Raw genomic sequence first — 10,800 nt, forward strand, 5'->3', positions numbered from 1 at the left:
AGTAATACACGTTAAACTAAAAAAGGGTTGCCAAATGGCAACCCTTTTTAATTTTTTAACAGCTTAGCTGTGATATTTCTCACACGCTTCAAGTGTGTTTTCAATTAAGCTAGCGACCGTCATCGGGCCAACGCCACCTGGTACAGGTGTAATAAAATGCGCTTTTTGTTCAGCCACACTGTATTGAACATCACCCACTAATTTACCCGTATCTAAACGGTTAATGCCCACATCGATAACGATAGCGCCTTCTTTTATCCAATCTCCAGGTATAAATTCAGGTTTACCTACAGCCACAACGAGTAAGTCCGCGCGGCGAACATGTGTTTCTAAATCTTGAGTAAACTTATGGCACACTGTGGTAGTACAACCGGCTAATAAAAGCTCTAGCGACATAGGACGACCAACAATGTTTGATGCGCCAACAACCACTGCATGCATCCCTTTATAACGTACACCCGTTGAATCAAGTAATGTAATTATACCTTTTGGCGTACATGGGCGAAGGGCAGGCATACGCTGTGCTAATCGACCAATGTTATATGGATGAAATCCATCAACATCTTTATGTGGGGTAATGCGTTCTAAAATCTTTTCAGCATCAAGACCTTTTGGCAGTGGTAACTGCACTAAAATTCCATCAACTTCGGCATCATTATTTAGCTCGTCAATTAAACCTAAAAGAGTTTGCTCTTGTGTGTCTGCTGGTAAATCAAATGATTTAGAGATAAAGCCTACTTCTTCACAGGCTTTGCGTTTTGAACCAACATAAACTTGGCTTGCAGGATCAAGTCCTACAAGTACTACTGCAAGTCCTGGTGCACGTAAACCATTTGCTACACGTTCACTTACGCGTTCTGCTACAGCGCTACGTACTTGTTTTGCGATTGCCTTACCATCAATGATGTTTGCCGTCATGGGTGACCTTTAATTGGGGTTAATTAACTAGATACCGATACTCTAAAAACGAATGCATAATAAAATAGGGGTAAAAATGCTAATAAAGAAAACATACTCTTTATTTAACTCGTTTTATAATGTGCTTACTATTTTCGCAGAAAAGCATAGCAGCGCCAAGTTGCTTTTAATGTATATAACATTTGAGTTATTAAATAGTTTAAATTTCAGCCTACTATTGTAATATTTAACCATTGTGGACTAAAAATGAGCACTTGATTGGTTTTATTAAAAAAACGTTTGACCTAACCCCGTCAAATCACTATTATGCACCCCGTTGTCAACGAGGTCACTCGCTAACAATAATAAGTTTCGGCGATTAGCGCAGTTTGGTAGCGCACTTGGTTTGGGTCCAAGGGGTCGCAGGTTCAAATCCTGCATCGCCGACCATTTTTATAATTTATTATAATCGAATAGCTTATTGGTAAACTATGAAGTTTTCGATGCGCCCATAGCTCAGCTGGATAGAGCAACGCCCTTCTAAGGCGTGGGTCGAAGGTTCGAATCCTTCTGGGTGCACCATTTGAAAACATGTAAATATAGCGGTGATTGTAGCTCAGTTGGTAGAGCCCCGGATTGTGATTCCGGTTGTCGTGGGTTCGAGCCCCATCAGTCACCCCATTTACAACGAATATCGGCGATTAGCGCAGTTTGGTAGCGCACTTGGTTTGGGTCCAAGGGGTCGCAGGTTCAAATCCTGCATCGCCGACCATTTTCTTAAAATGGTCTTAAACTCTCAGTTTAAGTGTTCAGTATGAAAAAAGAAGTTAACTCTTCAATGTCGGCGATTAGCGCAGTTTGGTAGCGCACTTGGTTTGGGTCCAAGGGGTCGCAGGTTCAAATCCTGCATCGCCGACCATTTTCTTATCTAATAAGAATAATAAGTAAACTCCTCTAAGTTATAAATCTAAATTCGTTAACCTATAATTCTATTAAATAATTTGTACTTTATTCTATTCAATGCTCAGTTAGCCTGTTTTTTATTCAGTTAGCCCCTATAGTCCCTTATCTAGTCCAAATAATTGCCCCCTATACTCGACTATCATAAATATTAGGTTATAATGCCGCGTCTATTGTTTAACATAGTGCCCGAAGGGCAAAGCAGCAATGGTATCTCATGGTAGCGACGGATGCTTTTAAGTGTGAAAAACCGCTTAAACTTTATCAAGACTCATGCAGATCACTTTGTTTGTAAAGGAAGGCGAACAGTCGCCAAAATTGAATATTGAGGTAAATCATGCAAGTTTCTGTTGAGACGACCCAAGGCCTTGAGCGCCGTATAACTATCACCGTTCCTTCAGAGAACGTTGAGACCGAAGTAAAAAAACGCCTACAACAACTGTCAAAAACACAGCGTATAGATGGTTTCCGTGCTGGTAAAGTTCCAGTATCTGTAATTAACAAGCGTTTTGGCCCTGCAGTTCGTCAAGAAGTTGCTGGCGAAGTAATGCAACGTAATTTTTACGAAGCAATTGTTTCTGAAAAAATTAACCCAGCTGGCGCGCCTACATTCGCTCCTAAATCACTTGAAGCTGGTAAAGATTTAGAATTCTCAGCAACGTTTGAAGTTTACCCTGAAGTTGAAGTTCAAGGTTTAGACAAAATTACTGTTGAAAAACCAGCGGTAACAGTAACTGACGAAGATTTAGCTAACATGCTAGAAACACTTCGTAAGCAACATGCAGCGTGGGCTGATGTTGATACAGCTGCTGGCGAAAACGACCGTGTAACAGTTGACTTCGTAGGTACTATCGACGGTGAAGTATTTGAAGGCGGCAAAGCTGAAGACTTCCCATTAGAACTTGGCCAAGGTCGTATGATCCCAGGTTTTGAAGATAATATCGTAGGTAAAAAAGCAGGCGAAGAAGTAGTTGCTGATGTAACCTTCCCTGATGATTACCACGCTGAAAACTTAAAAGGTAAAGCGGCTCAATTCACTATCACAGTGAAAAAAGTTGAAGCGCAAGAATTACCAGAATTAAGCGAAGAGTTTGCAACTAAATTCGGTGTTACCGAAGGCGGCGTAGACGCGCTTAAAGAAGAAGTTAAAAAGAATATGACACGTGAGCTAGACCAAGCGGTTAAAGCAAGCGTTAAAGACCAAGCAATCAAAGGTCTTTTAGCTAACAACGAAATCGACGTGCCTAAAGCACTTGTTGATCAAGAAGTTGATGCTCTACGTCAGCAAGCAGCTCAACGTTTTGGCGGCGACGCTCAAAACATGCCTGAGCTTCCAGCTGAATTGTTCCACGAGCAAGCTGTAACACGTGTTAAAACTGGCCTTTTATTAGGTGAAGTGATTAAAGCTAACGAGATTAAAGTTGATGACGCTAAAGTTGAAGCATTAATCGCAACGGTAGCTTCTGCATACGAAGATCCAACTGAAGTAGTAGAGTACTACAAAGGTAATGATCAACTTATGCAGCAAATGCGTAATGTAGCAATGGAAGAGCAAGCTGTTGAAGCTATTTTAGCTAAAGCAACTGTAACTGATGTTGAAAAAGCATTTGATGACATCATGAATCCACAGCAAGGTGCTTAATAAGTCATTGACTTAAGCTCTCGCTAACGATTAAATGGCTCGTGTTACTCTGTTTATACAGCGTGCCCGGGCCATTTTAGTTTTTGGCTCTAAATTTGCGAAAAACGATAACTATGCTTCCTTATAATAAGGATAAGTATAAGCGCATAAGGAATTAAATAAGTATGAATACTGGTATTACAGATCCCCTAAATGCATTGGTCCCAATGGTTGTTGAACAAACACCAAAAGGCGAGCGCTCGTATGATATTTATTCGAGATTATTAAAAGAGCGTATTATCTTTTTAACAGGTCAAGTTGAAGACAACATGGCAAATCTGATCTTAGCGCAAATGCTATTTTTAGAATCAGAAAACCCTGATAAAGATATCTTTTTATACATCAACTCACCAGGTGGTTCAGTAACTGCGGGCATGGCTATCTACGACACAATGAATTTCATCAAACCAGATGTAAGTACAATATGTGTTGGGCAAGCCGCAAGCATGGGTGCTTTTTTACTTACTGCTGGTGCAAAAGGTAAGCGTTTTTGCCTACCAAACTCACGCGTGATGATTCACCAACCATTAGGTGGTTTCCAAGGTCAAGCGTCTGACTTTGAAATACACGCTAAAGAAATTCTGTCTATTAAAGATAAGCTTAATCGCTTAATGGCTGAGCACACAGGTCAACCATTAGATATTATCTCTAAAGACACAGATCGTGATAACTTTATGAGTGCTTCGCAAGCTGTAGATTACGGCTTAGTAGACTCTGTATTTACAAATCGCGATAAAAAGTAAGCGTTTGGTGAGCAGGTTGCCTGCTTACTACTTAGAGTTACTATGCGGAAATCAATAAATTTTGGTATAGTTAAAGCGTATTGAAATAGCCGCCAATAATTTTGGTGGCCAACGTAATAAAATGAGGTAGCTGAATGTCTGACACTCCTACAGACGGCGACAAAAGTAATAAATTGTTATACTGCTCTTTTTGTGGCAAAAGCCAACATGAAGTGCGTAAATTAATTGCAGGCCCTTCAGTATACGTTTGTGATGAATGTGTAGAGTTGTGTAACGATATTATCAGGGAAGAGATCAAAGACATTGCTCCTAAGCATGATACGTCTGACAAACTACCTGTACCAAAAGAAATTCGTAAACACTTAGACGATTACGTTATTGGTCAAGACCATGCTAAAAAAGTATTGTCTGTAGCGGTATACAACCATTACAAGCGCCTGCGCAATCAATCGACTAAGCAAGACATTGAATTAAGTAAAAGTAATATTTTGCTTATCGGCCCAACAGGTAGTGGTAAAACATTACTTGCAGAAACGTTAGCGCGTCTACTTGATGTGCCGTTTACTATGGCCGATGCTACTACATTAACCGAAGCAGGTTATGTAGGTGAAGATGTTGAAAACATCATTCAAAAGCTTTTACAAAAGTGCGATTACGATGTTGAAAAAGCGCAACGCGGTATTGTCTACATTGATGAAATTGACAAAATTTCTCGTAAATCAGATAACCCGTCAATTACACGTGATGTATCGGGCGAGGGCGTTCAACAGGCGCTACTTAAACTGATTGAAGGCACCGTTGCTTCGGTTCCACCGCAAGGTGGTCGTAAACATCCACAACAAGAGTTTTTACAAGTAGATACATCTAAAATCTTGTTTATTTGTGGTGGTGCATTTTCAGGCTTAGATAAAGTAATTGAGCAACGCAGCCATAAAAATACCGGTATCGGTTTTGGCGTTAGCGTAAAAGAGTCTGCGGCGAGCCGCTCTTTAAGTGAAACATTTAAAGACGTAGAGCCAGAAGATTTAGTTAAATACGGCTTAATTCCTGAGTTTATAGGTCGTTTGCCGGTAGTTGCTACGTTAACAGAACTTGACGAAGCTGCTCTTGTGCAAATATTGAGTGAGCCTAAAAACGCGATTACTAAACAGTTTTCAGTATTGTTTGGTATGGAAGACGTTGAACTTGAGTTCCGCGATGATGCCTTAGCTGCAATTGCACACAAAGCAATGGAGCGTAAAACTGGTGCACGTGGTCTTCGTTCAATCGTTGAAGGTGTATTGCTTGATACTATGTACGAGCTTCCTTCAATGGATGACGTAAGCAAAGTGGTTATTGATGAAACCGTTATTAAAGGTGAGTCAGACCCAATCTTGATTTATGAAAATAATAAACAAGATAAAGCCGCATCAGAATAGTTTTTAAGCTATTTGAATGAAAAAAGGAGCCTTAGGCTCCTTTTTTTATAATTAATTTAATCGAGTAAGGGAAAATTGTTGAACTTTAATTAGGTTATCCCCATATACTTGAGTAATCTTTAAAATAAATGAAGTGCGAAGAGAAACTATAATGACGCTTGAGAGAACCGACCGAGTCGAAATCCCAGTCCTAGCACTGCGCGATGTTGTGGTATACCCGCACATGGTGATCCCGCTTTTTGTAGGCCGTGAAAAATCAATAAAATGCCTAGAAGCGGCAATGGACAAAGACAAACAAATTTTCTTGGTTGCACAAAAAGATGCAACTGTAGATGAACCAGAACAAGATGATATTTATCGTATCGGGACTATTGCCACTGTACTTCAGTTATTAAAATTACCAGACGGTACAGTAAAAGTTTTAGTGGAAGGTACACAGCGCGCGCAAATTGAAGACTTTGTTGATAATGATGACTTCTTTGTTGCTAATGCTCAATTTATTGAATCTGATTTAATTGATGAGCAAGAGCAAGATGTATTTATTCGCAGCGCGATTAGCCAGTTTGAAGGCTATGTAAAGCTTAATAAAAAAATTCCACCTGAGGTACTAACTTCAGTTTCAGGTATCGATGAGCCTGCGCGCTTAGCCGATACAATGGCTGCACACATGCCATTAAAAGTACCTGAAAAGCAAAAAGTGCTAGAAATTTCAAGCGTGACAGAACGTCTTGAATATTTAATGGCATTAATGGAAGGCGAAATAGACTTACTGCAAGTTGAGAAGAAAATTCGTACCCGCGTTAAAAAGCAGATGGAAAAATCTCAACGCGAGTATTACCTCAACGAGCAAATGAAAGCCATTCAAAAAGAGCTTGGTGAACTTGACGATGTACCTGACGAATTTGAAGCACTTAAAAAGCGCATCGAAGAATCAGGTATGCCAACAGAAGCACAAGAAAAAGCGACCACAGAGCTTAATAAGCTTAAAATGATGTCGCCAATGTCTGCAGAAGCTACCGTAGTGCGCTCATACATCGACACGTTAATTAATGTGCCATGGAAAAAACGCTCTAAAGTGAAGAAAGACTTAGCAGGCGCACAAAAAATCCTTGATAGCGATCACCATGGCTTAGATAAAGTTAAAGAACGTATTTTAGAGTACCTCGCGGTACAACAGCGTACTAATAAGCTTAAAGGGCCAATTTTGTGTTTAGTGGGCCCACCAGGTGTGGGTAAAACGTCATTAGGTCAATCTATTGCGCGTTCTACTGGTCGTAAATATATTCGTATGGCGCTTGGCGGCGTACGCGACGAAGCTGAAATTCGTGGGCATCGTCGTACTTATATCGGTTCTATGCCAGGTAAGCTAATTCAAAACATGACTAAAGTGGGCGTTAAAAATCCACTGTTCTTGTTAGATGAAATCGACAAAATGTCATCAGACATGCGTGGCGACCCAGCATCAGCACTTTTAGAAGTACTTGATCCTGAGCAAAACAGTCACTTTGCAGATCACTACCTTGAAGTTGATTACGATTTATCTGATGTTATGTTTGTAGCTACATCAAATAGCTTTAATATTCCTGGTCCATTATTGGATCGTATGGAAGTTATTCGCTTATCGGGTTACACCGAAGATGAAAAGCTAAACATTGCAAAAGAACACTTAATCACCAAGCAAGTTAAGCGCAATGGCTTAAAAGAGCATGAGATTGAAATTGAGGATAGTGCAATTATTGGCATTATTCGTTACTACACGCGTGAAGCGGGTGTACGTAATTTAGAGCGCGAAATTTCAAAGTTATGCCGAAAAGCAGTTAAAAATATCTTAATTGAAAAAGACACTAAAACAGTAACTATCAATCAAGATAACCTAGAAGACTTTTTAGGTGTACAACGCTTTGATTATGGTAAAGCTGAAGATGGCGACCGTATTGGTCAAGTTACAGGTTTAGCATGGACAGAAGTTGGCGGTGATTTGCTAACAATCGAATGTGCAGCTGTACCAGGTAAAGGTAAACTTACCTATACCGGTTCACTGGGCGATGTAATGCAAGAGTCGATTCAAGCGGCAATGACGGTAGTACGTAATCGTGCAGATACATTTCGTATTAACAGCGATTTTTACGAAAAACGTGACATTCACGTACACGTACCTGAGGGCGCTACACCAAAAGATGGTCCAAGTGCGGGCGCAGCAATGGTAACGGGTCTTGTATCTAGCTTAACAGGTAATCCTGTACGAGCAGATGTTGCAATGACCGGTGAAATTACGCTACGTGGTGAAGTACTTCCTATTGGTGGCTTAAAAGAGAAATTATTGGCAGCGCATCGTGGTGGAATTAAAACAGTCATCATTCCAAAAATTAACGAACGTGACTTAAAAGAGATCCCAGAAAACGTACTGGCAGGCTTGGATATTCACCCAGTTACTTGGATTGACGAGGTGTTAAAGCTTGCTTTAGTGCATCCTGTTGAGAGTTTTTCGGTCGAAACACCTAAAAACCAAGAAAAAAGCTAAAAAAAGTGCTTTTTAGGGCTTTTCAAATCTAAACGGTATGATAAGTTAAGCACTGGTTTTCAAGCCTAGCCCTTATGGGGCGTAGGCTTAAGAAAAATATAATCATGTGAGCATTAAAAGTTTGCTCTAAAATTTTCAAAATAGTGATGTTAGTTTAAAAAACCATCGCTCTTGATAATAACAATGAAAGAGGATGATATTGTGAATAAATCTCAATTAATCGATCAAATCGCAGCTGATGCTGACATTTCTAAAGCGGCTGCAGGTCGTGCACTAGATTCATTCATCGAATCTGTATCTGGCGCGCTAAAAGAAGGCGACTCAGTTGCACTTGTTGGTTTTGGTACTTTCTCAGTACGTGACCGTGCTGCACGTTCAGGCCGTAACCCGCAAACTGGTGAAACAATCCAAATTGCTGCTGCAACTATTCCTGCTTTTAAAGCCGGTAAAGCGCTTAAAGACGCAGTAAACTAATCACTGTTTTAAACACATTAGTTATGGCGAGTGTAAAGTTACTGATTCACCACAACAGATGAATTAAGTAACTTTACCGCCAGTTACTTCAAGTGAAAAAGCGTATCTGGTAAGATACGCTTTTTTTACATGTGACAAGGTAAAATACCTTGATCAAAAAGAGATAAACAAATGCTTGAGAAAATCAGAGAAGGTTCGCAAGGACCTGTAGCCAAAATAATTTTAGGCGCGGTGATTTTATCTTTTGCCTTAGCAGGGATCGGTAGTTACTTAGGTCAAACCACAGAACAACCCGTTGCTGAAGTAAATGGAATTAAAATTAGTCAAACCGATTTTAACCGTGCTTACCAAAATGAACGTAGCCGTTTAGAGCAACAATTTGGTGAATATTTTACACAAATTGCCGCTGATCCAAATTACATGGCGCAAATTCGCCAAGGTGTAGTTGACCGCTTAGTACAACAAGAATTGCAATCACAGCTAGCGGCTGATTTAGGCCTTCGCGTAAGCGACGAAAGTGTACGTAAAACAATTTTAGAACTACCGTACTTTCAAATTGGTGAAAAGTTTAATAACGATCGTTACTTACAAGTAATTCGTCAAATGAACTTTCAACCAGATGCTTTTCGTGAATACTTACGTAAAGATATGACACGCAGCCAAGTAGTATCGGCTGTTGCAGGTACAGACTTTGCACTAGAGAGCGAGCTTAAAAGTGCAATTGCTCTACAGCAGCAAACTCGTAGTATTGATTATGTAGTAGTAAACAAAGAAGCGCTTGCCGCGAACGTTGAAGTATCAGATCAAGAAGTGTCTGATTACTACGACCTAAACGCATCACAATTTTTGTCTCCAGAGCTTATCTCAGTAAGTTATATTGAGCTTAAAGCAGCAGATATTAATGTTGAATCGGTAACCGAGGATGACGTTAAAGCGTATTACGAGCAAAATAAAGCACAATATGTTGAGCCAGAAAAGCGCCGCGTATCACATATCTTAATTGATAACAGTGAAGACGATGACGCAGCTAAAGAAAAAGCCAATGCACTTCATGCACAACTAGAGCAAGGTGCAGACTTTGCTGAGTTAGCGCAATCATCATCTGACGATATCGTTAGTGGCGAAATGGGCGGCGACCTTGAATGGATTGAACGTGACGTAATGGACCCTGCATTTGAAGACGCGACTTTCGCACTGCAAAACAAAGGTGATATTTCTGAGGTTGTTGCTTCTGAGTTTGGTTATCACATAATTAAATTGACAGACATTCAACCACAACAAGTTAAAGCGTATGACGATGTTAAAGCTGACTTACGTGCTGAATTAGAACAAGCTGAAAAAGTAGATGCGTTTTACGAAAAGCAAACAGAAATGGGCGCACTTGCATTTGAAATTTCAGACCGCTTAGACGACGCTGCAGAAGTTGCTGAAGTGGAAGTTAAATCTACACCTCTTTTAGCACTTAATGCTCTACCGGAGCCTTTAAACAGCCCTGCAGTTGTAACAGCACTAACATCAGTTGATTTACTTGAAGATAAAGTAAACTCTGAAGTTATTGAGCTTGGTGAGGAGCATGCAATTATTGTTCGTATTAACGAGCATAAACCTGCTGCTACTAAAGCGCTGGATGAAGTAAGCGAGCAAATTAAAGCGCGTTTAGTTAATGAAAAATCATCTGAGCTTGCTAAAGAAAAAGCGCGTAGCTTATTTGCAGAAGTACAAGCAGGTAAGAGCTTAAACGATGTAGCAAACGAGCAAAGCTTGACGGTGCGTCAAGAAGCGCAGTTAACACGTCAAAGCTACACTGTTTCACCTGCTATTGTGACTCAAGCATTTAAAATGGCTCACCCAGCAGATTCTGCGGTAGTTGAGCTTGTTAATTTAAATAATGGTGATGCAGCAATTGTTGCGCTTAAGTCGGTAACAGATGCACAAGTTGCAGCTAACATTGACCCTCAAGCAAAACAAAGCATTACTATGGCGCAAGCTAATAAAAACTACATGGTATTTATTGAAGCGCTTAAAGCCAATGCTGAACTTAACTTACCAACGGCTACACAAACTGTTGAGTAATTAATTTAGTTCATAAAGAAAGGCGCTTTTTAA

At 40.1% G+C, this 10,800-nt stretch carries 7 protein-coding genes and 5 tRNA genes; 11 read left to right on the forward strand and 1 reads right to left on the reverse strand.

The window, feature by feature from the left end:
* Positions 1–63: 63 nt before the first annotated feature.
* Positions 64–918 (reverse strand): bifunctional methylenetetrahydrofolate dehydrogenase/methenyltetrahydrofolate cyclohydrolase FolD, encoded by an 855-nt coding sequence (gene folD / locus PX700_RS08950; protein ID WP_479520519.1) that lies wholly within the window; start codon positions 916–918, stop codon positions 64–66.
* A gap of 352 nt (positions 919–1,270) precedes the next feature.
* On the opposite strand from folD, the gene PX700_RS08955 reads away from it, so the two are divergent.
* The 11 genes from PX700_RS08955 (at position 1,271) to PX700_RS09005 (ending at position 10,767) form a co-directional block, all read left to right on the forward strand.
* Positions 1,271–1,347 (forward strand) — tRNA-Pro (locus PX700_RS08955).
* Between the two features lie 55 nt (positions 1,348–1,402).
* Positions 1,403–1,479, forward strand: a tRNA-Arg gene (locus tag PX700_RS08960).
* A gap of 23 nt (positions 1,480–1,502) precedes the next feature.
* A tRNA-His gene (locus PX700_RS08965) sits at positions 1,503–1,578 on the forward strand.
* 14 nt (positions 1,579–1,592) lie between these two features.
* A tRNA-Pro gene (locus PX700_RS08970) sits at positions 1,593–1,669 on the forward strand.
* Positions 1,670–1,739: 70 nt separating this feature from the next.
* Positions 1,740–1,816 (forward strand) — tRNA-Pro (locus PX700_RS08975).
* A 378-nt stretch (positions 1,817–2,194) separates the two neighbouring features.
* Entirely contained in the window at positions 2,195–3,499 is a 1,305-nt protein-coding gene (gene tig / locus PX700_RS08980; RefSeq protein WP_415638710.1) for a trigger factor, read from the forward strand.
* Positions 3,500–3,663: 164 nt separating this feature from the next.
* Positions 3,664–4,281, forward strand: a complete 618-nt coding sequence (gene clpP, locus PX700_RS08985; RefSeq protein ID WP_002958346.1) for an ATP-dependent Clp endopeptidase proteolytic subunit ClpP — start codon at positions 3,664–3,666, stop codon at positions 4,279–4,281.
* A gap of 134 nt (positions 4,282–4,415) precedes the next feature.
* On the forward strand, positions 4,416–5,699 hold the full coding sequence (gene clpX / locus PX700_RS08990) for an ATP-dependent protease ATP-binding subunit ClpX (RefSeq protein ID WP_002958344.1): 1,284 nt from the start codon (positions 4,416–4,418) through the stop codon (positions 5,697–5,699).
* A 151-nt stretch (positions 5,700–5,850) separates the two neighbouring features.
* Positions 5,851–8,220: an endopeptidase La gene (gene lon, locus PX700_RS08995; protein ID WP_479520520.1), complete on the forward strand. Its 2,370-nt coding sequence runs from the start codon at positions 5,851–5,853 to the stop codon at positions 8,218–8,220.
* Between the two features lie 177 nt (positions 8,221–8,397).
* Positions 8,398–8,694, forward strand: coding sequence for an HU family DNA-binding protein (locus tag PX700_RS09000; protein WP_290192505.1), 297 nt, complete (start codon positions 8,398–8,400; stop codon positions 8,692–8,694).
* A 171-nt stretch (positions 8,695–8,865) separates the two neighbouring features.
* Complete coding sequence (locus tag PX700_RS09005) at positions 8,866–10,767, forward strand: SurA N-terminal domain-containing protein (RefSeq protein ID WP_479520521.1); 1,902 nt, start codon at positions 8,866–8,868, stop codon at positions 10,765–10,767.
* Positions 10,768–10,800 lie beyond the last annotated feature (33 nt).

Source organism: Pseudoalteromonas sp. TP27, from assembly GCF_056470645.1.

Coding starts and splice junctions, on each gene's coding strand:
- tig (WP_415638710.1), top strand. CDS start 2,195: ATGCAAGTTTCTGTTGAGACGACCCAAGGCCTTGAGCGCCGTATAACT.
- lon (WP_479520520.1), top strand. CDS start 5,851: ATGACGCTTGAGAGAACCGACCGAGTCGAAATCCCAGTCCTAGCACTG.
- PX700_RS09005 (WP_479520521.1), top strand. CDS start 8,866: ATGCTTGAGAAAATCAGAGAAGGTTCGCAAGGACCTGTAGCCAAAATA.
- clpP (WP_002958346.1), top strand. CDS start 3,664: ATGAATACTGGTATTACAGATCCCCTAAATGCATTGGTCCCAATGGTT.
- clpX (WP_002958344.1), top strand. CDS start 4,416: ATGTCTGACACTCCTACAGACGGCGACAAAAGTAATAAATTGTTATAC.
- folD (WP_479520519.1), bottom strand. CDS start 918: ATGACGGCAAACATCATTGATGGTAAGGCAATCGCAAAACAAGTACGT.